We start from the raw sequence: 23895 nt of genomic DNA, 5'->3' as shown, positions 1-23895 counted from the left end.
TGGCCGGGCCGCAGCGATACGCTCAGAACTCCGCCCAATCCGTTTCGGCCACTGCCGCGCGCTTGCCCGCCACCTTGCGTGGGGCCGGTTTGACTGCCGCCGGACGTGATGGCGCGCGTGCGGGCGCGGCGCGAACGGGCGCGGCCGCAGCGGGGCTGCCGCCGCCGGTGCCGAGCCGGAACACCGCTGCTGCCTCGCTCAGCCGGCGCGCCTCTTCCTCCAGCGCCCGCGCCGATGCGCTGGCTTCCTCGACCAGCGCGGCGTTCTGCTGGGTGGCCTCGTCCATCTGGGTGACGGTCTGGTTGACCTGCTCGATCCCGGACGATTGCTCCTGCGAGGCGGCGGAGATCTCGCCCATGATGTCGGTGACGCGCTGCACCGAGGACACGATCTCCTGCATGGTGCGGCCGGCCTGGTCGACCAGCGCCGAGCCTTCGGCGACACGGGTCACCGACTCGTCGATCAGGCCCTTGATCTCCTTGGCCGCACCGGCCGAACGCTGGGCGAGGGTACGTACCTCGCTGGCGACGACGGCGAAACCGCGGCCCTGTTCGCCGGCGCGCGCCGCTTCCACCGCGGCGTTGAGCGCGAGGATGTTGGTCTGGAAGGCAATGCCGTCGATGACGCTGATGATGTCGGCGATCTTCTTCGACGAGATCTCGATGCCGCTCATCGTGGTGACGACCTGGCCGACCACGTCGCCGCCTTGCGAGGCGACCGCGGCGGCGCCAACTGCGAGCTGGTTGGCCTGGCGCGCATGCTCGGCGTTCTGCTTGACCGTGGAGGTCAGTTCTTCCATCGAGGCGGCGGTTTCCTCCAGGCTGGCGGCCTGCTGCTCGGTGCGGCGCGACAGGTCGTCGTTGCCGGCGGCGATCTCGGTGGTCGCGGTGTTGATGCTCAGCGCCGCGATCTGGATGCGGCCGACGATGTCGGCCAACTGGTCGGCGGTGGCATTGGCGTCGTCGCGCATGGTCGCGAACACGCCGTGGAACTCGCCGCTCATGCGCACGCTCAGGTCGCCGGCGGCGATGGCCTGCAGCAGCGTGGACAGCTGGCCCAGGTTGCGGTCGCTGACCTCCATCATCGCGTTGAGGTCCTGCACCATCAATCGGAAGTCGTGCTGGAAGTGCGCCGCATCGCCGCGTGCGCTGAAGTCGCCGGCCGCAGCCGCAGCGGCCAGGCGCTTGATCTCGGTGTTGATCGCCAGCAGGCTGGCCTTGGCCGCATCCATCGACTCGTGCAGTACCGCGCGGCTGCCGGGCAGGCGCCGAGCGTCGCGGCGCAGGTCGCCGTTGGCGTATTCGTTGAGCACCGCGATCGCATCGACGATCGCGTCCAGGTGCTCGAACATCATGGTGTTGATGCTTTTGCTGAGCTCGCCGTACACGCCGGGGAAGTCCTGCGGCATGCGGTGCGACATATCCTTGTCGGCGTGCAGCACCGCCATCTTCGCAGCCTCGCTGGAAAAGCGTTCCAGCATCTGGATCATTTCGCCGGTGGCGCGCAGCATCTGTCCGGTCTCATCGCGTCCGGGGTTGTCGATGCGCACGCTCAGGTCGCCGCGGGACACCGCACGGATCGCCTGCAGCGTGCGCGACACCGGCACCAGCACCGAGCTGCCGATCAGCCAGTTGATGCCGAAGGTGATCAGCACCAGCACGCCGCCGGCCACGGTCATCACGCCGGTGAACAGCAGCGCCTGCGCCTGCACGTCGTCCATGTACACGCCGGTGCCGATGACCCAGTTCCAGGGCTTGAACGGTGCGTTGTAGGACACCTTCTCGACCGGCTCCTCGTTGCCGGGCTTGGGCCACAGATAGTCCACATAGCCGCCGCCGGCCGCAGCAGCGGCAGCGAACTGGCGGAAGATCGGCTTGCCGTCGGCGCTGAGCACGTTGCCGATGTCCTTGCCGACCAGGTCGTGGCGGGTCGGGTGCATCAGCATGGTCGGGTGCATGTCATGCACGTAGAAATAGTCCACGCCGTCGCGTGCGCGCATCGATTCGAGCGTGGCCAGCGCGGTGCGCTGCGCCTCGGCCAGCGGCATCTGCCCGGCCTCGGCCTTGGCCGCATAGGCCTGGACCACGCCGACCGCCAGTTCGATCTGGCTCTTCAGCGCCTGCTCGCGGGTGTTGCGGATATCCACGTACTGCATGCGCGCGGCGATGATCGCCAGCAGCACGATGCCGCCGCCGAGCAGCAGGGTTTGCCAGACGAATTTGCGACGCAGCGGCAGATCCGACAGGCGCGCGATAAGCGACGGAGACGACATTGGATGGGCACCTTCGAGTGGTTCTCGAAGGTCTTAGCGGCGCGGCTGTAACAAAATTGAGACAAACTCGCCTGGCCCGAGCGAGCGGCCGTGGAATGGCAGACAAAAAAATCCCCGGCGCGTGGCCGGGGATCGGGAAGTGCCTGAATGCCGCGACCGCCGGCGCCTCAGAACTCCTGCCAGTCCGAATCGGCCAGGGCCGGTACGGACTTCTTGCTGCCGGTGGCCAGCGCCGGCTTGCCCGACGGCACCACGACCGGCTTCTTCGCGACCGTGCGGATCGAGTGCACCTGCGCATGGCGCGGCGCCGGCGTCGGCGCGCTGACCGGCGACTGTTCCACGCGGAAGATCGAGACCGCCTCGGTCAGCTGCCCGGCCTGCTCTTCCATCGAACGAGCGGCAGCGGTGGCTTCTTCGACCAGCGCGGCGTTCTGCTGGGTGGTCTCGTCCATCTGGGTGACGGTCTGGTTGACCTGCTCGATGCCGGACGACTGCTCCTGCGACGCCGCCGCGATCTCGCTCATGATGTCGGTGACGCGCTGCACCGAGGACACGATCTCGCTCATGGTCTGGCCGGCCTGGCGCACCAGCGCCGAGCCGTTGGCGACCTGGCTGACCGAGGCGTCGATCAGGCCCTTGATCTCCTTGGCCGCGTTGGCCGAGCGCTGGGCGAGGGTACGCACCTCGCTGGCGACCACCGCGAAGCCGCGGCCCTGTTCGCCGGCACGCGCCGCTTCCACCGCGGCGTTGAGCGCCAGGATGTTGGTCTGGAACGCGATGCCGTCGATGACGCTGATGATGTCGGCGATCTTCTTGGAGGAGGTCTCGATGCCGCTCATCGTGGTCACCACCTGGCCGACCACGGCGCCGCCCTGCGAGGCGACGGACGCGGCGCCGACCGCCAGCTGGTTGGCCTGGCGCGCGTGCTCGGCGTTCTGCTTGACCGTAGAGGTCAATTCTTCCATCGACGCGGCGGTTTCTTCCAGGTTCGCCGCTTGCTGCTCGGTGCGGCGCGACAGGTCGTCGTTGCCGGCGGCGATCTCGCCGGCGGCGGCGTTGATGCTGACCGCGGCGGTCTGGATGCGGCCGACGATGGAGGCGAGCTGCTCGGCGGTGGCGTTGGCGTCGTCGCGCATGGTCGCGAACACGCCGTCGAACTCGCCGTGCATGCGTGCGGTCAGGTCGCCCTGCGACAGCGCGGTCAGCAGCTTGGAGACTTCGCCGATGCTGTCGCCGTTGGCCTGCAGCAGCCCGTTGAGCTGCTGCGCCAGCTGCAGGAAGAAGCCCTGCTTGCCGTCGGTGGCCACGCGCCCGGACAGGTCGCCGGCGGCGGCGGCCTGCACGATCTTGGCCACTTCTTCTTCGACCTGGGCCTCGACGGTGCGGTCGCGCGATTCGCAGACGAAACCGACATGGCTGCCGTGCGCATCGCGGATGCTGGAGACGATCTGGGCGATGCGGGCATGGCCGTAGGCCATCTCGCGCTCGGCCACGCCTTGCTTCTCGATCGCGGCGACGGTGCGGGTGTCGATCTGATTGCCGTATTCCAGCACCGACAGCGAGGAACCGACCAGCGGCATGCTCGAGTCGAATGCGGGGGCGACCTTGCGGATATGGTCGGCATACTTGTCGACGATGCCCTGCATCGACGGGTTCGCGTAGACGATGGTGTAGTCCAGGTCGGCGATGTACATGCCGGTGGAGGAGTTGTCCAGCGCGGTGCGGATGCGCAGGTTCTCCGACGCCACCGCCGCGTCGCGCTCGGTGCGCTCGCGCAGATCCTGCTGCATGCGCTTGAGCGCCTGCATCATTTCGCCGATCTCGTCCTGGCCGCTGGCATCGATATGGCCATCGAGCTTGCCGCCGGCGACATCGTTGGCGATCTTGACCGCGCTGCGCACGTTGCTGGCCAGCATGCGCCCGAACAGCCAGGCCAGGCTCACCGCGCCGGCGACGCCGATCAGCAGGCAGACCAGCAGAGTGGCCGAGGCCTTGCCGTAGGTGCTGTTGGCGGCATCCGCTGCGGCCTGCGCCTGGCGATTGTTTTCGGCGATCAGGTCGATCACGTCGGCCACGACCTTGTTGTGCAGGGTGCGGGTCTCGCCGGTAAAGGTGTCGATCGCATCGTCGTGCAGCTCCAGCTGCAGCATCTCGTCAACCGACTGGTAGGACGCGACCACCTTTTTCCAATCGGCCGCGGTGCGCTCGTAGATCGCACGTTCCTGCGGGCTGCCGATCATCGGCGGATAGGTGGCGATGATCTCGTCCATCCGCTTCTTCAGCGCGACCTTGCGCGTTTCCGCTTCCTTCTTGACCGCGTCGCTGCTGCGGATCAGGCTCTGGTAGGCCGCGCTGCGGTACTCGCCCAGGATGCCGCGCATCTCGCCGCCGGTGCGCACGCTGGGCACCACCTGATTGGAGGCATTGTCGGCCACCGCGTTGATCGAATGCAGCCCGTTATAGGCCGCAAGCCCCTGGATCAACATGATGGCGAGCACGAGACCGAATGCCAGCATCAGCTTCGGCATCAGCTTCAGATTCTTTATCCACTGCATGAACGCATTTCCCCTTGGTTCGACAACGGCGGCGTAGCACCAGAAAAACAAAAGCGCCGCCATGCCGGAGCGCATGGGCTCCGGCGCGGCGACGCTTCGTGGTCTTACTTGATCGTGGCCAGCTTCAGGCTGGACGGCGCGCTGACCTGGATCTCGGCGCGCGAGCTGTCGCGCTCGATCTTGCCGATCACGCACACGTCCTTGCCTTCCAGGCTTTCCGGCGCGAAGCCGAACTTGCCGCGGTCGGCGCCGGCGATGCGCGCGGAGAAGGTGTGGCGCGGGAACATGCCGCCCATGTACAGGAAGGTCGGCTCGCCTTCGGAGTTCTGCGCGTACTTGGCCTTCTCGACCTTGCCGCAGACCATGCCGTCCTTGCCGACGAAGCGGGCCGCCATCTCCGGCGGGATCATCTGCTGCGACTGGGCGAAGGCGCTCGGGCTGGCGGCAAGCAGCAGGACCAGCAACAGGGGAAAGCTCGGCTTCATGGGGGAAAACTCCTTTAGGGGTGGGCGAAAGAGGTCGGCCCAGGTACTGGATCGGGCCACCTATCAGCTATCGGCGTGGTAACGACGAACTTGATCGGCGCAAGTGATAAGCAGTTCGCATTTCCGAAAGAAAAAACCCGCCGATGGACGGCGGGTCGGGAATTGCGTGCGAAACCGCGGCGTGGCCGCGGCTCGAGCCGGCTCAGGCGGCTTCGTCGACGTGCGCGTGCTGGCTCAGGTCGGCGCTGTCGAGCAGGGTCTCGATGTCCAGCAGGATCAGCATCTTGTCGTCCTGGGTGCCGATGCCGGAGATGAAACGGGTGTCCACCGCGGCGCCGAATTCGGGCGTCGGCCGGATCTGGTCCTCGTTCAACGGGATCACGTCGGAGACGCTGTCCACGACGATGCCGACCACGCGGTCCTCGACGTTGAGCACGATCATCACGGTGAAGGCGTCGTAGCGCGCTTCCTTCAGGCGCAGCTTCAGGCGCAGATCGATCACCGGCACGATGGTGCCGCGCAGGTTGATCACGCCCTTGATGTACTCCGGGGCGTCCGGCACCCGGGTGACCGAGTCGTAGCCGCGGATTTCCTGCACTTTCAGGATGTCGACGCCGTAATGCTCTTCGCCGAGGGTGAAGCTGAGGAATTCGCCGCCGGTGGCACCGGAGGCAGAGGTGTTCTTGTCGTTCATCGTGTGCTCCTGGTGCGCACGGAATTGCGGAGGGATGGCGGGAAGCGGGACATGCGGCTCTTGCACTAGATCGGCGTGGTGGGGCAGAACTTTAGCGGTGCTGTAACCGTCCTGGCCGGCGTGGGGCGTTCGACAAAGATGGTGTAACAAGGCGCGCGGTGCGTGGTCGAGGCGCTGTTCAGGACAGCACGCCGCTCTTGCGTGCGCTGCGCTGGCGCTCGATGCGGAAGATGTAGCGCTGGATCGCCGCGTCGGCGCCGCGCGGCAGGTCGGCGAAGCGCAGCCCCACCCGCAGCGTGTCCTGGCCGTTGGCCAGCTTGTGCGGATACATGTTGCAGACCTGCAGGGTCAGCTTGATGGCGTCGGCGTCGGGCAACTGCAGCACGCAGCGCGGGTAGCTGTGGCGCTGCTCCGGTACCGGCTGGCCGGGAACCAGCGCCACCGCCAGGCCGCCGCCGCTGATGTCGATGACCCGCAGCACCAGTTCGGTGGGCGGGCTGGCGTCGTCCAGCCGCAGCACGCACATCGGCGATTCGGTGATCGGCGTCTCCAGGCGGAAGTGCTCGCGGCGCTGCAGGTAGTACAGCGAATCGGGCAGCGGCGCGCGAAAGCCGGGCGTGCCGTCGCTGTCGACCCGTTCCAGGTCGGCGATGCGGAAGCGCAGCCGGACCTTGTCCAGCTGTGCGAAGCACAACAGGTACTCGGCCTGCTCGGCGATGCGGTTGTTGGCCTCGTTGATGCTCAGGTCCAGCAGCAGGCTGTCCTCGTCCAGCTCCAGCAGCGCGGTCGAGAACGACTGGTCGCGGCCGCCCACATGCGCGCTGATCTGCGAGCGCTGGTTGATCAGCGATTGCAGCAGCTGCCGGATCTGGCGCGGGTTGGTCAGCAGGAAGCGGTCGTCCTGTTCCGTCGCCTCGTGCGCAGACGGTTCGGGGGAGTCGCTGGGAATGCCTTCGGCCATGGGTGGGCAACGGGATCGTGGATGGGGCGGGGCGGCGCATTCCGCCCGTCCCACGATGCTATCGGCCGTGCCCGGCTTTTTTGTAGCCTGAATGCAATGTGGCGACGTTGCCGGCCGGCGGGCGCTGGTCCAGGGTGAACGAGGCGACCGCCCGCGCCAGTTCGCCGGCCTGGCCTTCCATGGAGCGTGCGCTGGCGGTGGCTTCCTCGACCAGGGCCGCGTTCTGCTGGGTGGCCTCGTCCATCTGGGTCACGGTGTGGTTGACCTGTTCGATGCCGGCCGACTGCTCCTGCGAGGCGGTGGAGATCTCGCCCATGATGTCGGTGACGCGCTGCACCGAGGACACGATCTCGGTCATGGTCTGGCCGGCCTGGCGCACCAGCGCCGAGCCGTTGGACACCTGGCCGACCGAGTCGTCGATCAGGCTCTTGATCTCCTTGGCGGCGTTGGCCGAACGCTGGGCGAGGGTGCGCACCTCGCTGGCGACCACCGCGAAGCCGCGGCCCTGTTCGCCGGCGCGCGCCGCTTCCACCGCCGCGTTCAAGGCAAGGATATTGGTCTGGAACGCGATGCCGTCGATGACCGAGATGATGTCGGCGATCTTCTTCGACGAGGTCTCGATGCCGCTCATCGTGCTCACAACCTGGCCGACCACGTCGCCGCCCTGGGTGGCGACGGCTGCGGCGCCGACCGCCAATTGGTTGGCCTGGCGCGCATTCTCGGCGTTCTGCCTGACGGTGGAGGTCAGCTCCTCCAGCGACGCGGCGGTTTCCTCCAGGCTGGCGGCCTGCTGCTCGGTGCGGCGCGACAGGTCGTCGTTGCCGGCGGCGATCTCGCCGGCGGCGGTGTTGATCGCATCCGAGGCGCCCTGGATCTGGCGCACGATGGTCGCCAACTGCTCGGCGGTGGTGTTGGCGTGGTCCTTCATGTTGGCGTAGACGCCCTGCAGGTCGGCGTCGATGCGGGTGGACAGGTCGCCCGCGGACAGCGCCTGCAGCATGTGCTGGATATGCCCCAGGCCGGAGGCGCTGGCTTCCAGCAAGGCATTGATCTGTTCGGCCAGCAACAGCAGGAAGCCCTGCTTGTTGTCCAGGCGCACGCGGCCGTCCAGTTCGCCGGCGACCGCGCTGCGCACGATGCCGGCGATTTCCTCTTCCACCGCCACTTCGTCGGTGCGGTCGGCCCATTCGACGACGAAGCCGAGGCGGTTGCCGTCGCCGTCGATCACCGGATTCACGATCAGCCGCATGGTGTGGCCGCCGACGCGGATCTGCGCGCGGTAGGTGCCCTTCAGCTCGGCCAGCAGGCGCGCCTGGTGCTCGGGGTGGCGATGGAACACGTCGATGGTGTTGCCGATCAGCGTCTGCACGTCGAAGTGCGGCAGGTCGCGGCGCAGGTCGTCCTGCACGTCGCCGAGCATCTTCACCAGCGGACGGTTGACGTAGACGATGCGCCGATCGGCGTCGGCGATCATCACGTTGGTGCTGACATCGTCCAGCGCGACGCGCACGCGCAGATTCTCCGCGGCCACCACGCGCTCGGTGCGCAGCCGCTCGCGCAAATCGTCGCGCATGCGGCGCATGCCGTGCAGCAGCCGGCTGACGTCGTCCTGGCCGTGGCCGACCTCGATATGGCTTTCCAGGCGCCCGGCGGCGATGTCGCCGACCACCTGCTCGACCACCGCCAGCGGCCGCGACACCATGCGCCGCGCCAGCACGAACACCAGCACGGCGCAGCCGACCAGCATCAAGGCGGAGAATGCCAGGATGTTGCGCATCAATGCCTGCAGCGGCGCCTCGATGGCGCTGCGCGGCTGTGCGCCGAGCAGCACCCATTGCCACGGCCGATAGGCCTGCGCGGTGACCAGGAACGGCTCGGCCGCCGCGTCTGCCATTGCGTCGCGCTTGAGCCGCAGCGTGGCGCTGGCCTGCTTGCCCTCGAGCAAGGCCTGCAGCAACGGCTTGTCCGCTTCCACCACCAGCGCTTCCACGTTGGCGGCCTTGGAGACCGGGTGCGCGAGCAGTTGCCCGCGCCGCGCCGGGTGCATGTCCACGGCGATGAAGTGGCCGTCTTCGCCGATGCGCGTGCTGCGCAGGCGTTCCTGCAGTGCGGCCAGGCCCTGGGTGTAGTTGCGGCCGACGAACAGCGCGCCGACCAGATTGCCCTGCGCGTCGTGCAGCGGCCGGTAATGGGTCATGTAGTCGTTGCCGAACAAGTTCGCCGGCCCGGTGTAGGGCTTGTTCTGCAGCAGCAGCGCATAGGCCGGATGCGCATGGTCCAGCACGGTGCCGATCACGCGCGCGCCGGACTGGTCGTGCAGCGAGGTCGCGATCCGGACCAGATCGTCGCCGCTGCGCACGAACACGGTCGCCACGCCGCCGCTGGCGTCGGCGAAATGGTCCACCGAGGCGAAATCCAGATTCAGCACATGCGGCCCGATGCGCAGCGTCGGCGTCTGCACGTCGCCGATCTGCACCGTCCTGGCCGGCTCCAGCTGCGGCGCGCCGGCGGGCAGCATGGTCGCGAACAGCTGCCCCATCCGGTCGGTTTCCTCGCTCAGCACCCGGTCGTACATCGCCACCGACTGCTGCATCAGCGTGGTGGACGACTCGAGTTCCTTGAGCACCTGGGTCTCATGGCTGGTGGCGGACTGGCGGTAGATCAGGGTGGCCAGCAATACCAGCGCGGCGCTGACCGCAAGGGTGAGCAGGGCCGACAGCTTGGTGCCGACCGAGAGATGGCTGAACTTTTTCATGGGGCGCCTATGCGGGAACAGAACGCCTATGTGAGCGGCGCGTGAATTCCTATCGGCGGCGGTGACGAAAAATTGACCGTTCGATGGCCATTGATGGCTTTATTTCCCGGGCGTTTTGGCCTGTCTCGGGACGGTTTAAGGACATTGTCGAGACATTCGCGAGGCGGTCAGGCCACCCGGCCTGCGGCAAATGCGTATCGCATGGGGACGCATACGCATCGAAGCGCTATGCGTCCCCGCGCTGCGGTGAGCGCGGGATGTCGGTGTGCGGCAGGCCGGGCGACGGCACTGCGCCGGATCAGAACTCGCGCAACTCGGTGCCCCTGGCGAGGGCGATCGGTGTAGTGCGCACTGCGGACAACGCCGCCGGCTTGATGGCAGGGCGAGACGCTGCGGCAGGATGCGCGCGGAGCGTGGGCGTGGTTGCCGCGTCGGACAGCTTGAATGCCGCGACCGCATCGGCCAGCTGCCCGGCCTGTTCCTCCATCGTGCGCGCCGCGGCGCTGGCTTCCTCCACCAGGGCGGCGTTCTGCTGGGTGGCCTCGTCCATCTGGGTCACGGTCTGGTTGACCTGCTCGATGCCGGACGACTGTTCCTGCGAAGCGGCGGAGATCTCGCCCATGATGTCGGTGACGCGCTGCACCGATGACACGATCTCGCTCATGGTCTGGCCGGCCTGGCGCACCAGTGCCGAACCGTTGGCGACCTGGCCGACCGAGGCGTCGATCAGGCCCTTGATCTCCTTGGCGGCGGTGGCCGAACGCTGGGCGAGGGTGCGCACCTCGCTGGCGACCACGGCGAAACCGCGGCCCTGTTCGCCGGCACGCGCCGCTTCCACCGCAGCGTTGAGCGCCAGGATGTTGGTCTGGAAGGCGATGCCGTCGATCACCGAGATGATGTCGGCGATCTTCTTCGATGAAGTTTCGATGCCGCTCATCGTGCTCACCACCTGGCCGACCACGTCGCCGCCTTGCGAGGCGACGGACGCGGCACCGACCGCGAGCTGGTTGGCCTGCCGCGCATACTCGGCATTCTGCTTCACCGTGGAGGTCAGCTCCTCCATCGAGGCGGCGGTTTCCTCCAGGCTGGCGGCCTGCTGCTCGGTGCGCCGCGACAGGTCGACGTTGCCGGCGGCGATCTCGCCGGCGGCGGTATTGATCGCATCCGAGGCGCCCTGGATCTGGCGCACGATCGTCGCCAATTGGGTCGCGGTGGCGTTGGCGTCGTCGCGGATGCGGGCGAACACGCCATGCAGGTCGCCGTCCATGCGCGCGGTGAGGTCGCCCTGCGACAGCGCCGACAGCAGCTGCGAAATGCGCGCCAGGCCGTCGGCGTTGTTGTCCAGCAGCGTGTTGAGCTGCTGCGCCAGCAGCAGGTAGAAACCCTGCTTGCCGTGCAGGCCGATGCGGCTGTCGAGGTCGCCGGCGGCGGCGGCCCGCACGATCTGGGTCACTTCCTCTTCCACCTGGATTTCGTCGGTGCGGTCGGCCCACTCCACGACGAAGCCCTGGCGCTCGGACGCGCTGCTGACGATCGGATTGATGATCAGGCGCATGGTGTGCCCGCCCACCCGGATCTGCGCGGTGTGGGTCTGCTGCAGCGCCGCCAGCAGCTTGGCCTGATGCTCGGGGCGCTTGTGGAAGATGTCGATGTTGCGTCCCAGCAGGGCATTCGCATCGAAGCCGGGAAGCTCGCGGCGCATGTTGTCCTGCGCCGCCGACAGCATCCGCGCCAGCGGCTTGTTGACGTAGACGATGTTGCGCTCGGCGTCGGCGATCATCACGTTGGCGGTGACGTTGTCCAGGGCGGTGCGGATGCGCAGGCTCTCGCGCTGGATCTCCCCGTCCTGTTCGCGGCTGCTCAGCAACTGCTCGCTGGCCACCACCAGGGTATGCGCGATCGAGCCTTCCGGCAGGGTCAGATCGCGGATCGAGGCCGGCAGCGGTTGCTGGCGGGCCATGGCGCGCGCCAGCAGCGCCAGGTCGCGCGGGTCGTGGCCGACGTCCAGCAATTGCTTGCGCATCTGCACCGCCATCGCCACCAGGATCCCGGCTTCGGCCACCACATAGCCGGCATGGGTAGCCAGGATGCCGATCCCGGCGTCGGCCGCGAACGCTTGCAGCGGCAGGCCGCGATGCTGCAGCCAGAAGAACAGCACGTGGTGGACGGCGATGGCGGCGGAGGCGACCACGATCGGCCGCCAGTCGCGGTAGTACAGCAACAATGCGATCAGCACGATCACGCCGAAGTGGACCTCGGCCATGCCGCCGGCCTGCTGGATCAGCACCGCGGCCAGCACCATCAGGCCCAGCGCCACGGTGCAGCGGCTCAGCAGCGTGCCGGGGTAGAGCTTCACCTGCAGGGCGATGATCGCCAGGGTCGGCAGCGCCACCGCCAGCCACGGCGTCCATACGCCCTGGTGCCAGGCGGCGGCGAGGCTGACGATGCCGGTGAACGCGGCGACCACCAGGAACAGGCGGTCGGCCTCCGCAGCCAGTTTTTGCAGATAGACGTAGCGCTCGTTGCCTACGAGAAAGCTTCCCTGGGTGGTGGAGGCGCTCATGCGGATGGTTCCTTTGGGCATGCACAGTGGTTGAAAAGGATCAGCGGCGGCGCATTGCCGGCCGCGAGCAGGCGCGGCAGCAGCGACGCGGCGGCAATGGCGGTGCCGCAGCCCTCGATGCGCGAAGGGCCTGCGTAGACCAGGCGACCGTCGGCAGCGAGCACGATCAGCGGGTAGGGCAGCGCCGCGGGCGCCGGCCGGTCGCTCAGATCGATGTTGAGCAGGCCAGGCAGCGCAGGCGCGGGGCCGCGAGACGTGCAGCCGCATCCGGCCACGCGCAACTGGAATGCCACGGCCTGGCCACGCGGTGGCGCGGAGGACGCGAAGGCCAGCAATTGCCGATGGATGGCGTCGGCGTCGGCGCCGGACGGCGGCTTGGCGAGGTACACCAGGCCGGCCGCCGACCACGCGGCCCAGACGGCGAGCAACAGCAGGCCGACCGGCAAAGGCGCAAGCCGGCGCGGACGATTCGCCTCGGCGATGGTGGCATCGTGCATGGGCCTCCCGATGGGCGCTGCGCCGACAAGCACCGGCTCTTCACGTTATCGACTGGAACGGGGCTGGCTTTAGGCCTTTGCCGATGCGGAGGCGTGAAGAAGGGCAGGGGCGCTTGCGCAGGCCCTTCGCCGCCGGCCCGCCGTCGCCGGGTGGCGACGCAAACGGCATCGGCCGCGGAGACGCTCCGCGGCCGATGCGGGTCGGCTCATGCGTGGGCCAGGCGCCGTTGGACCGAGTGCGCTACGGCCCTGCCATCGCGGCGCTGCCGTGGCTGGCATACGCTGGCTGCGGCTTGCGTTCGATCGCTGCTGCCGTCGTCCTGGTTGTCGTAGCGGAGCGGGACCGGTGCGATGGCGCGGCATGGGACGTGTCGATCTTGAACAGGGCGACGGTCTCGGTGAGTTGCCCGGCCTGTTCTTCCATCGCGCGCGCCGCGGCCGCGGCTTCCTCGACCAGGGCGGCGTTCTGCTGCGTCGCCTCGTCCATCTGGGTGACGGTCTGGTTGACCTGCTCGATGCCGGCGTACTGTTCCTGCGAGGCGGCGGAGATCTCGCCCATGATGTCGGTGACGCGCTGCACCGAGGACACGATCTCGGTCATGGTTTCACCGGCCTGGCGTACCAGGATCGAGCCGTTGGCGACCTGGCCGACCGAGTCGTCGATCAGGCCCTTGATTTCCTTGGCGGCGGTGGCCGAACGCTGGGCGAGGGTGCGCACCTCGCTGGCGACGACGGCGAAACCGCGGCCCTGTTCGCCGGCGCGCGCCGCTTCCACTGCGGCGTTGAGCGCCAGGATGTTGGTCTGGAAGGCGATGCCGTCGATGACCGAGATGATGTCGGCGATCTTCTTCGACGACGCCTCGATGCCGCTCATCGTGCTGACCACCTGGCCGACCACCTCGCCGCCCTGCGCGGCGACCGAGGCGGCGCCCACTGCCAGTTGATTGGCCTGGCGCGCGTACTCGGCATTCTGCTTGACCGTGGAGGTCAGCTCTTCCATCGACGCGGCGGTTTCCTCCAGGCTGGCGGCCTGCTGCTCGGTGCGCCGCGACAGGTCGTCGTTGCCGGTGGCGATCTCGCTGGAGGCGCTGTCGATGCTCGACGCGGCGCTCTGGATGCGGCCGACGATGCCGGCCAGCTGCTCGGAGGTGGCGTTGGCATCGTCGCGCATCGTGGCGAACACGCCGTTGAACTCGCCGTGCATGCGCGCGGTCAGGTCGCCGGCGGCGATGGCCTGCAGCATCGCGGACAGCGCCTCGAGGTTGCCGTCGGCGGTGGCCATCAGCCGGTTGAGGCTGTCGACCATGGCGCGGAAGTCGTACTGGAAGCGCTGCGCATCGCCACGCACGCTGAAGTCGCCGGCCGCGGCGGCGGAGGCGAGCTGGTTGATCTCGCGGTTCATCGCGGTCAGGTTCTGCTTGACCGTGTCCATGGTCTCGGTCAGTACGGCTTTTTCGCCGGGCAGTGTGTCCATGTCCTCGCTGAAGTCGCCGATCGCATAGCGGCCCATGATCTGTATCAGGCGCATCTTCACCGCGATATGCGCAGCGACCAGGCCATTGCTGTCGCGGACCATGCGCCCGTAGTCGCCGGGGAAGGCGCTCTCGTCCATGCGATAGCTGATCTGGCCGGCGTCGTGGCGCTGCGCCATCTCGACCTGCGCCGCCAGTACGCGTTGCAGCTGCTGCTGCATCTGCTGCATGTTGGCGAGCAACTGTCCGCTTTCGTCGCGACTGGAGACCGCAATCGCGGTGTCCAGCTGGCCCTGCGCGATCTGCTCGGCGACGCTGGCGGCGTTGCGGACGTTGCGGGTCAGCACCGACAGGGTGTGGACGCACAAGGCGACGATGAGCAGCGTCAGCACGCTCAACCCGGCGATCGTCCACCACATCGCGCCACGCGCGTCGGCCAGATGCCGTGCCGACTGTCGCTGCAGGGCCTGCAACGACGTCGCGCTCAGCGCTTGCAGCGCATGGCTCCATGTGTCGAGCGCGCGGTTCCAGCGGCGGTCGGCGTCGGGCGCGCCGCTGTCCAGCGCGGCGGACAGTTGCTGCAAGGCGTCGTCGGCGTGGCCCGCTTCGGTCGCGACGGCCGCGGCCAGCGACGGATCCGGTTGCTCGAGCAGGCCGACCGCCTTTTCCAGTTCGTTGCGCAGCCGTGCATGGTCGCGCGCGATCTGCGCGATCTGCTCGCGCAGCACTGGCGCATCCGCGCCGGCCTGCGACGGATCCGCTGCAGCATCCAGGCGGGTCAGCGCTTCGCTGGTATCGGGGCCGTAGATCAGGCTGGCCACCACCAGGTGGTAGCTCTCCACATACGGGGTATAGACCAGCTGGCTGTCGTCGCGCAGCGCATCCAGCGCGGCGGCGGCCTGTTCGGCGACCGCGCGGCTGTCGCCGCGTCCGTTCGCCAGCGCCTGGCGCAAGCCGGCCAAGGCCTTGTCGCTGCGTTCGAAGCCGGGCAGCGCCGGAACGCTGCGCTGCAGCTCGGCCAGGTACCGGTCCGCTGCGCGTGCCGCATCGGCGGCGGCGGCGCCGGTTTCCACGCGTTCGGCCTGCAGCGCCCCCAGCAGCGACAGCATCTCGCGCAGCGGCGCATAGCTGCGCAGTTCGTTGCGGCTGACGCCGACGCTTTCGTCGAGTTTGTCGCTGTAGAGCAGGACCGGGATCACCAGCCCGAGCAGGACGAGAATGCCGATGATGCTGAGCTTCCTGGCGATGGCGAGGTCGTGCCAGGCGTGCAGTACGCGCTGCGACCCGAGGGCGGGGCGGGGATGGCCGGCAGCGGCCTGGGGAAACTGTTGTGGCATGAAAAGTCTCTGAGCATCGTTGGGGCGACAGGTCAAGCAGCGCGCGATTGCAGCGGCCAGGCATCGTCCGCCTGCAGATACGGAGCCGCCGCGCGCACGGATGCAGGCGGTGGGCAGCGCGATAGGAAATGCTTCATGGCGAGCACTGCTTGCGGAAACGTCCTGGGGTCGATGCAGTAACGGCGTGCGGGCTGGATTGTTGAAGCGCGGCCAGCGTGCGAGTCAGCCGGCGATCGAGTTTGTCGCGTGGCTGTGAGCTCCGGGTTACAGCGCTGTTGCAGCATGCCACCCGGCGCGGCGCTCGCTCCGGAAGCGGTGGGCCGATTCCAGGCCGGGGCCGCCACTGCTAGCGATCGGCGTGATCTGCGTGGGAATCCAAGTAATTACCGAGCGCGCGTCTTGGCAGCGCACGCGCTGCGAGTGGCCGGCACAACGACGATCGCCATGCCGGATGGCATGGCGATCGTTGGCATTCCGATGGCGGGGGCTTAGAACTCGTGCCAGCTGGTATCGCTGCCGCCACCGCTCGCCACGCGCTTGGGCGCGCTGCGCACGGCGCGCGTCGCCGCCGCCACCTTTGCCTTGACCACCGCGGTCACGGCCGGCGCGCCGATCGCCTGGTGCCGGCTCGCCGGTGCCGTCGTCGCGGGAGCATCGTCGATCTTGAACACCGCGACGGTTTCGGTGAGCTCGCGCGCCTGCTCTTCCATCGAGCGCGCCGCGGCCGTGGCTTCTTCCACCAGCGCCGCATTCTGCTGCGTGGCCTCGTCCATCTGGGTCACGGTCTGGTTGACCTGCTCGATGCCGGCGTACTGCTCCTGCGAGGCGGCGGAGATCTCGCCCATGATGTCGGTGACGCGCTGCACCGAGGACACGATCTCGGTCATGGTCTGGCCGGCCTGGCGCACCAGCGCCGAGCCGTTGGACACCTGGCTGACCGAGTCGTCGATCAGGCTCTTGATCTCCTTGGCGGCGTTGGCCGAACGCTGGGCGAGGGTGCGCACCTCGCTGGCGACCACGGCGAAGCCACGGCCCTGTTCGCCGGCACGTGCCGCTTCCACCGCGGCGTTGAGCGCCAGGATGTTGGTCTGGAAGGCGATGCCGTCGATGACGCTGATGATGTCGGCGATCTTCTTCGACGAGGTCTCGATGCCGCTCATCGTGGTGACCACCTGGCCGACCACGTCGCCGCCCTGCGAGGCGACCGCAGCGGCCCCGACCGCGAGCTGGTTGGCTTGCCGCGCATGCTCTGCATTCTGCTTGACGGTGGAGGTCAGCTCTTCCATCGACGCGGCGGTTTCTTCCAGGCTGGCGGCCTGCTGCTCGGTACGGCGCGACAGGTCGTCGTTGCCGGTGGCGATCTCGCTGGAGGCGCTGTTGATGCTCAACGCGGCGGTCTGGATGCGGCCGACGATGGCGGCCAACTGCTCGGAGGTGGCGTTGGCGTCGTCGCGCATCTGCGCGAACACACCCTGGAATTCGCCGTGCATGCGTGCGGTCAGGTCGCCTGCGGCGATGGACTGCAGCAGTGCGGACAAGGATTGCAGGTTGCCGTCGGCGGTGGCCATCAGCTGGTTGAGGTTGTCGACCATGGCGCGGAAGTCGTACTGGAAGCTGTCGGCGTCGCCGCGCACGCTGAAGTCGCCCGCCGCCGCGGCCGTGGCCAGCTGGCTGATCTCGCGATTCATCGCGGTCAGGTTCTGCTTGACCTTGTCCATGGTCTCGGTCAGCACGGCCTTTTCGCCGGGCAGGCGATCCATGTCGTCGCTGAAATCGCCGATCGCATAGCGGCCCATGATCTGCGCCAGGCGCAGCTTCACCGCGATATGCGAACCCGCCAGTTCGTTGCTGTCGTGCACCATGCGGCCGTATTGCCCCGGGAACGCCTTGGCGTCCATGCGGTAGCTGATCTGGCCGGCATCATGGCGCTGCGCCATCTCGGTCTGCGCGGCCAGGACCGACTGCAGCTGCGTCTGCATCTTGTTCATGCTGATCAGCAGGCGGCCGGTTTCGTCGCGCGAGCGGGTGTCGATGGCATTGTCGAGATTGCCCGAGGCGATGGCGTCGGCGACCGTGATCGCTTGCTCCATCCGCTTGACCAACTGGCGGCGGATCAGCAGGCCCATGCCCACGGCGACCAGCACCGCGATCAGGCTGCCGATCAGCACCGACCATTTGCCGCGGGTGCGCACCGCTTCCAGCTCGGCGCTGCGCGTGACCAGCAGGCTGCTCTCTTCGTTGGCGAAATCGCTCAGCAGCTGACGGATCTTGCCCATCGACACGCGGTCGCGTCCCTCGCGGAACACGGCCAGGGACTGTTCGGCACCGTTGTCCCCTTCGCGTATGCCGATGGTGTCTTTTTCCACGGCCAGGAATTGCTGGTATGCCTTGTCCACCTCGGCCAGGCGCGCCTGTTGCTTTGGATTGTCCACGGTCAGCTGCTTGGCGTCGGCATAGCCCTTTTCGAACGCGGCCCGGCCCTTCTCGAAGGGCTGCAGATGCTGCTTGTCGCCCGACAGCAGGTAGCCGCGGGTGCCGGTCTCGATATTGAGTGCGTTCTCCTGCATTTCTTGCCCTGTCGCCAACACCTTGAACGTGTGTTCGTTGATCGCCATGGCGCTGTTCAATTTGGACTGGCTGCTCAGGCTGATGCCGCCGACGACGAGCATGACCAGCACCACGGCGCCGAAGCCGATGGCGAGCTGAGTGGAGATGGAGGGATTCTTGGAAGTCATGTGGCTCTACCGGGTCAGGTGAACGAGTGATCGAACGAAGGTATGTGCCCGGCAGGGGAGAGTGAGCGGTCTGCATGGTGCCGGAGCTCAGCAGACGTGACGCAGGTGCAGGAGAGGCTGTTAGCGCTGTTCGTCTGGCCCAGAGACGTGGAGGTCCGCCTGTCGGACGGCGGCAGTCCCTAGCAGGAAAGGGCGAAAACTTTAGTAGTATTTTTTAGACAAATTCTCATATTGAGACTTTTAACGGCATTTGCCGGACGGACTTTAGGGCGCCATCGGAAAAATGTTCGGCTCAGGATGCTCATCCCAGAAACTTGAGGGCTTTAGTAGCGTCCTTTTTGCTTCCTGCATGAGAATGATTCCCATGCGTCGCGCCGCTGCGCGATGCCTTTGGTGATCTGGGCGCATCTCTATCTGGCGCGTCGATCGCGATCTGTTCTGGACCGCCGCCGCGCATGGCGAACGTTTGTGCCGCGGACATGAAAAGCCCGAACCTGCGATTCGGGCTTGCCGGTCATGCAATGCCGGTGCAACAGAATCCCTGTCGATCGGCCTGGACTGCAGCCGCCATGCTTCGGCGGCCTGGCGACTGAGGACTCAGAATTCCTGCCAACTGGCGTCGCCGCCACCGCCTGCCGCGCGCTTGGGCGCATTGCGCACCGCACGCGTCGCGGCCGCGACCTGCGCCTTGACCGCGGCGGCCACGTTGGATGTCCCGAGACTGGGGTGGCGGCGCGTCGTTGCCGGAACCTCGTCGATCTTGAACACGGCCACCGCTTCGGTGAGCTGCCCTGCCTGTTCCTCCATCGAGCGCGCGGCGGCCGTGGCTTCTTCCACCAGCGCCGCATTCTGCTGGGTGGCCTCGTCCATCTGGGTCACGGTCTGGTTGACCTGCTCGATGCCGGCGTACTGCTCCTGCGAGGCGGCGGAGATCTCGCCCATGATGTCGGTGACGCGCTGCACCGAGGACACGATCTCGGTCATGGTCTGGCCCGCCTGACGCACCAGCGTCGAGCCTTCGCTGACGCGGGTCACCGATTCGTCGATCAGGCTCTTGATCTCCTTGGCCGCGCCGGCCGAACGCTGGGCGAGGGTGCGCACTTCGCTGGCGACCACCGCGAAACCGCGGCCTTGCTCGCCAGCACGTGCCGCTTCCACCGCCGCGTTGAGCGCGAGGATGTTGGTCTGAAACGCGATGCCATCGATGACGCTGATGATGTCGGCGATCTTCTTCGACGAGGTTTCGATGCCGCTCATCGTGCTCACCACCTGGCCGACCACATCGCCGCCTTGCGAGGCGACCGCGGCTGCGCCGACCGCAAGCTGATTGGCTTGCCGCGCATGCTCTGCGTTTTGCTTGACGGTAGAGGTCAGCTCTTCCATCGAGGCGGCGGTTTCTTCCAGGCTGGCGGCCTGCTGCTCGGTGCGGCGCGACAGGTCGTCGTTGCCGGCGGCGATCTCGGTGGCTGCGGCATTGATGCTGACCGCCGCGGTCTGAATGCGGCCGACGATGCCGGTCAACTGGTCGGCGGTGGCGTTGGCGTCGTCGCGCATCCTGGCGAACACGCCATGGAACTCGCCATCCATGCGCGCGGTCAGGTCGCCGGCGGCGATCGACTGCAGCAGCGCGGAGAGCTTGCCGAGGTTGCGGTCGCTGACCTCCATCATCGCGTTGAGGCCTTGCACCATCGCCTGGAAGTCGTGCTGGAAGTGCTCGGCATCGCCACGCGCACTGAAGTCGCCGGCCGCGGCCGCGGCGGCCAGGCGCTTGATCTCGGTGTTGATCGCCAACAGGCTGGCCTTGGCCGCGTCCATCGATTGGTGCAGCACCGCGCGGCTGCCGGGCAGGCGCCGGGCGTCGCGGCGCAGGTCGCCGTTGGCGTATTCGTTGAGCACCGCGATAGCATCGACGATCGCGTCCAGGTGCTCGAACATCATGGTGTTGATGCCCTTGCTCAGGTCGCCGTACACGCCGGGGAAGTCCAGCGGCATGCGGTGGGACATGTCCTTGTCGGCATGCAGCTCGATCATTTGCGAAGTTTCGCTGGAAAAGCGCTGCAACTGCGTCTGCATCCTGTCCATCGCGTTGAGCAGGCGACCGGGTTCGTCGCGCGCATCGGTGCGCACGTCGTTGTCCAGGCGGCCGTTGGCGATCGCTTCGGCGGCGCGGGTGGCGCGGCTCAGCGGCTGAGTCAGGCTGCGGGTGATGGCCCAGGCCAGCAAGCTGCTGACGATCAGTACCATCACGCCGCCGGCGATCAGCATATTGCGGCCGTTGGCCATCGCCTGCGTCGCCTGGACATAGGCCGCCTGCAGCTGCTGGTCCTGCAGGTCTACGTTCTCGCGGATCTTCGCGATCCAGGCGAGGGTGGCCGGGCGCGAGCGCTCGCTCAGCGCGGTTTGCGCGTCGGCGTTGCGACCGGCAGTGGCGAGCGCGATGACTTCATCGTTCATGGTGCGTGCGGTGGCGCGTGCGGCGTCGATCTCGGCACGAAGCGCCTTGCCCTTCTCGCTTGGCGGAAACGCGTCCAGCTGCTTGCGTAGGTCCGTATAGCGCTGGCGCTGCTTCTTGATCTCGGCCAGCGCCTGCTGATTGAGTTCCTCGCTGGTGATCATGGACAGGGTGCCCAGCGCGACCAGGATATTGGTGTTGGCATCCAGCATGCCGTTGCCGATCCTGGCTTTCTCGACGTTGACCTTGACGATGTTGTCGAGTTCGTGATTGGCGCGCGACATGGACATCAGTCCGGCGGCCACCAGCAGGCAGGAGAGCAGGATGAGCAGGCCGAAGGCGCCACCCAGGCGGTGCCCGACGTTGTAGCGTTGCAGGAACGAATTCATGGCTGACCTCTTTGAATTACCGAATGTTGGCTGTCGCGGTTCGCTAGGCGACGCCCACGCGTGGACCATGCCGAAGACAAACCTGGAGCGGCGAGACGTGGCGGTAAGCAAGTGGAGCGAGAATTGAACTGTTTCGTTGTACTGCTGTGCGGCTGCCGTGCCGTCGCCTCAAAGCTCTATCGGCACGGAAGCCGGTTTATCCATGAAACGATGGGCGTAGGGCGATTCCCGACCTTGGCCGGGTTACTCCCTACGCGCGGAAGGTTCGCCATCGCGCATCGTTGTTCACGCCACATCGGTATCGAAGGCGCAGCCGGGCGAACCGTCCGGCTGGGCCTGCGTCAGAACTCCTGCCAATCCGTCTCGGCCGCGGTATTGGCGGCGGCGCGATTGCCGGGAATCGCGCGAATGGCTGGCTTGCGCACGCCGCCGCTCGCCGGCTGAGGCCGCTTCGCCAGCGTTTGCGCCGCAGCCACGGGTCGGCTCGGTAGCGCCGTGCCCGTCGCGCTGCCGTCGAGCCTGAAGATCGCGACGACCTCGCTGAGCTGGCCGGCCTGTTCTTCCATCGCGCGCGCCGCGGCGGTGGCTTCCTCGACCAGCGCGGCGTTCTGCTGGGTGGCCTCGTCCATCTGGGTCACGGTCTGGTTGACCTGCTCGATCCCGGACGACTGTTCCTGCGAAGCGGCGGAGATCTCGCCCATGATATCGGTGACGCGCTGCACCGAGGACACGATCTCCTGCATGGTGCGGCCGGCCTGGTCGACCAGCGCCGAGCCTTCGGCGACGCGGGTCACCGACTCGTCGATCAGGCCCTTGATCTCCTTGGCCGCGCCGGCCGAACGCTGGGCGAGGGTACGCACCTCGGTGGCGACCACGGCGAAGCCGCGGCCCTGTTCGCCAGCACGTGCGGCTTCCACCGCGGCGTTGAGCGCCAGGATGTTGGTCTGGAAGGCGATGCCGTCGATGACCGAGATGATGTCGGCGATCTTCTTCGACGAGGTCTCGATGCCGCTCATCGTGGTGACGACCTGGCTGACCACGGCGCCGCCCTGCGAGGCGACGGACGCGGCGCCGACCGCGAGCTGGTTGGCCTGGCGCGCGTGCTCGGCGTTCTGCTTGACCGTGGAGGTCAGTTCTTCCATCGAGGCGGCGGTTTCTTCCAGGCTGGCGGCCTGCTGCTCGGTGCGGCGCGACAGATCGTCGTTGCCGGCGGCGATCTCGCTGGCGGCGGTATTGATGTTGCCGGCGGCCTGCTGGATGCGGCCGACGATGCCGGCCAGCCGCTCGGCGGTGGCGTTGGCATCGTCGCGCATGGTCGCGAACACGCCGTGGAACTCGCCGCGCATGCGCGCGCTCAGGTCGCCGTCGGCCAATGCGCTGAGCAGGCGCGACACTTCGGCGATGCTGACCGCATTGGCATCGAGCAGGCCGTTGAGCTGCTGCGCCAGCAACAGGAAGAAGCCCTGCTTGCCGTCGCTGTCGATACGCTTGGACAGATCGCCGGCGGCGGCGCTGCGCACCACCTCGGCCACGTCCACTTCGACCTTGGCCTCGGCGGTGCGGTCGCGCCATTCGCAGACGAAACCGACGTGGGCGCCGGCCTCGTTGCGGATCGCGGAGACCTCCTGGGCGATGCAGGCCTCGCGGTAGCGTACCTCGCGCTGCGCGACGCCCTGGCGGTCGAGCTGCTGGTAGATCTCGGCGTCCTGCGAGTTGCCCACTTCCAGCAACGACACCGGCTGGCCGAGCAGCGGGCTGGAACGCGTGAAGGCCGGCGCGCAGGCGTGGATGTCGTCGGCGTAGGTGTGCAGCAGTTTCTGCAGCGCGCCGTTGGCATAGACGATGGTCAGGTCGGGATCGGCGATGTACATGCCGGTCGAGGCGTTGTCCAGCGCGGTGCGGATGCGCAGGTTCTCGGCGGCGACGCTGCGCTCGCGTTCGATCCGCTCGCGCAGTTCGCGCTGCATCCGCGCCAGTGCCGCCATCAGGCTGTTCGCGTGCTTGGCGGCGACCGGGATCGGCTGGTCCAGGCGGCCCGCCGCGATGTGCTGGGCGGCGGCCATCGCCACGCTCGGCTCGCCGCCGAGCAGGCGCGAGACCGAGCGCAGGATCCAGCCGGCGGCCAGTCCCAGGCACAGGATCGCCAGCACCACCGCAGCGGACTGCTGCCAGGTCACGCGGCGGCTGTACTGCTCGGCCGCGCTGCGATTGGCCTCGTTCAGTGCCGCGATGCGGTCGCTGATCGAGCCCATGCGGGTTTCGAGCTGCTCGAACTTCTCGGTGAACGCGGCATAGGCGGCGGCGCTGTCCGCATGCGTTTCGACCAGGCCCACGACCTGGCTCGCAGCGTCGATGTAGCCCTGCAGCGCCGGCGCGACCGCATCCAGCTCGCGACGCAGGGACGGATCCAGCGGCAGCTTGCGGTTGTCGGCCAGCGCCTGGCGGAACTCTGTGGCGTGCTCGGCCAACGAGGCGCGCGCGGCCTTGATGCCGGCAGCGTCCTGGCGCGAGGCGGCCAGCAGCGCGGTGGTGACGTCGCCGCGCAAGGCGTCGTGCATCATGTCCGCCTGCATGTGGTTGCGCAGCGCGTCGGACGAGATGACCTGCGCGGCGACCGCCTGGAGCAATCCGTGCTGCGCGCTGTAACCGACGCCGCCCAGCGCCAGCAGCGCGAGCACCGCCACCAGCACCAGGATCGCGAGCATGTGCATGATCTTCATCGGTATCG

Annotated in this window: 12 protein-coding genes; all 12 read right to left on the bottom strand. The window is 67.6% G+C overall.

Going from position 1 to position 23895, the window contains the following annotated elements:
- Positions 1-22: 22 nt before the first annotated feature.
- A complete protein-coding gene (locus HEP74_RS11215; protein WP_185812952.1) occupies positions 23-2272 on the bottom strand; it encodes a methyl-accepting chemotaxis protein in 2250 nt (749 codons plus the stop codon).
- Positions 2273-2439: 167 nt separating this feature from the next.
- Entirely contained in the window at positions 2440-4827 is a 2388-nt protein-coding gene (locus HEP74_RS11210) for a methyl-accepting chemotaxis protein (protein ID WP_185812951.1), read from the bottom strand.
- Between the two features lie 104 nt (positions 4828-4931).
- On the bottom strand, positions 4932-5312 hold the full coding sequence (locus HEP74_RS11205) for a hypothetical protein (RefSeq protein WP_185812950.1): 381 nt from the start codon (positions 5310-5312) through the stop codon (positions 4932-4934).
- Between the two features lie 202 nt (positions 5313-5514).
- The gene (locus HEP74_RS11200) at positions 5515-6006 is read right to left on the bottom strand and encodes a chemotaxis protein CheW (RefSeq protein ID WP_145700030.1); all 492 of its coding nucleotides are present in this window, start codon (positions 6004-6006) and stop codon (positions 5515-5517) included.
- A gap of 178 nt (positions 6007-6184) precedes the next feature.
- Positions 6185-6967, bottom strand: coding sequence for a flagellar brake protein (locus HEP74_RS11195; protein WP_185812949.1), 783 nt, complete (start codon positions 6965-6967; stop codon positions 6185-6187).
- 58 nt (positions 6968-7025) lie between these two features.
- The gene (locus HEP74_RS11190; RefSeq protein WP_185812948.1) at positions 7026-9722 is read right to left on the bottom strand and encodes a methyl-accepting chemotaxis protein; all 2697 of its coding nucleotides are present in this window, start codon (positions 9720-9722) and stop codon (positions 7026-7028) included.
- 298 nt (positions 9723-10020) lie between these two features.
- The gene (locus HEP74_RS11185) at positions 10021-12285 is read right to left on the bottom strand and encodes a methyl-accepting chemotaxis protein (protein WP_185812947.1); all 2265 of its coding nucleotides are present in this window, start codon (positions 12283-12285) and stop codon (positions 10021-10023) included.
- Positions 12282-12782, bottom strand: coding sequence for a hypothetical protein (locus tag HEP74_RS11180; RefSeq protein WP_255427721.1), 501 nt, complete (start codon positions 12780-12782; stop codon positions 12282-12284). Before HEP74_RS11180 ends, HEP74_RS11185 begins: the two co-directional genes overlap by 4 nt.
- Positions 12783-13023: 241 nt before the next feature.
- Positions 13024-15591, bottom strand: coding sequence for a HAMP domain-containing methyl-accepting chemotaxis protein (locus tag HEP74_RS11175; RefSeq protein ID WP_185812946.1), 2568 nt, complete (start codon positions 15589-15591; stop codon positions 13024-13026).
- Between the two features lie 488 nt (positions 15592-16079).
- Positions 16080-18326, bottom strand: coding sequence for a methyl-accepting chemotaxis protein (locus tag HEP74_RS11170; protein ID WP_185812945.1), 2247 nt, complete (start codon positions 18324-18326; stop codon positions 16080-16082).
- Between the two features lie 597 nt (positions 18327-18923).
- Positions 18924-21167, bottom strand: a complete 2244-nt coding sequence (locus HEP74_RS11165; RefSeq protein WP_185812944.1) for a methyl-accepting chemotaxis protein — start codon at positions 21165-21167, stop codon at positions 18924-18926.
- Positions 21168-21508: 341 nt separating this feature from the next.
- A complete protein-coding gene (locus tag HEP74_RS11160; protein WP_185812943.1) occupies positions 21509-23887 on the bottom strand; it encodes a methyl-accepting chemotaxis protein in 2379 nt (792 codons plus the stop codon).
- Positions 23888-23895: the final 8 nt, after the last annotated feature.

The organism is Xanthomonas sp. SS (assembly GCF_014236835.1).
In the GTDB taxonomy this organism is placed as follows: Bacteria; Pseudomonadota; Gammaproteobacteria; order Xanthomonadales; family Xanthomonadaceae; genus Xanthomonas_A.
This window is presented reverse-complemented; position numbering and strand designations above follow the sequence as displayed.

What these genes read in the sequence shown, in the direction of transcription:
- HEP74_RS11185 (WP_185812947.1), bottom strand. Translation starts at nt 12,285, where the DNA reads ATGAGCGCCTCCACCACCCAGGGAAGCTTTCTCGTAGGCAACGAGCGC.
- HEP74_RS11195 (WP_185812949.1), bottom strand. Translation starts at nt 6,967, where the DNA reads ATGGCCGAAGGCATTCCCAGCGACTCCCCCGAACCGTCTGCGCACGAG.
- HEP74_RS11210 (WP_185812951.1), bottom strand. Translation starts at nt 4,827, where the DNA reads ATGCAGTGGATAAAGAATCTGAAGCTGATGCCGAAGCTGATGCTGGCA.
- HEP74_RS11170 (WP_185812945.1), bottom strand. Translation starts at nt 18,326, where the DNA reads ATGACTTCCAAGAATCCCTCCATCTCCACTCAGCTCGCCATCGGCTTC.
- HEP74_RS11175 (WP_185812946.1), bottom strand. Translation starts at nt 15,591, where the DNA reads ATGCCACAACAGTTTCCCCAGGCCGCTGCCGGCCATCCCCGCCCCGCC.
- HEP74_RS11180 (WP_255427721.1), bottom strand. Translation starts at nt 12,782, where the DNA reads ATGCACGATGCCACCATCGCCGAGGCGAATCGTCCGCGCCGGCTTGCG.
- HEP74_RS11165 (WP_185812944.1), bottom strand. Translation starts at nt 21,167, where the DNA reads ATGAATTCGTTCCTGCAACGCTACAACGTCGGGCACCGCCTGGGTGGC.
- HEP74_RS11160 (WP_185812943.1), bottom strand. Translation starts at nt 23,887, where the DNA reads ATGAAGATCATGCACATGCTCGCGATCCTGGTGCTGGTGGCGGTGCTC.
- HEP74_RS11215 (WP_185812952.1), bottom strand. Translation starts at nt 2,272, where the DNA reads ATGTCGTCTCCGTCGCTTATCGCGCGCCTGTCGGATCTGCCGCTGCGT.
- HEP74_RS11190 (WP_185812948.1), bottom strand. Translation starts at nt 9,722, where the DNA reads ATGAAAAAGTTCAGCCATCTCTCGGTCGGCACCAAGCTGTCGGCCCTG.
- HEP74_RS11205 (WP_185812950.1), bottom strand. Translation starts at nt 5,312, where the DNA reads ATGAAGCCGAGCTTTCCCCTGTTGCTGGTCCTGCTGCTTGCCGCCAGC.
- HEP74_RS11200 (WP_145700030.1), bottom strand. Translation starts at nt 6,006, where the DNA reads ATGAACGACAAGAACACCTCTGCCTCCGGTGCCACCGGCGGCGAATTC.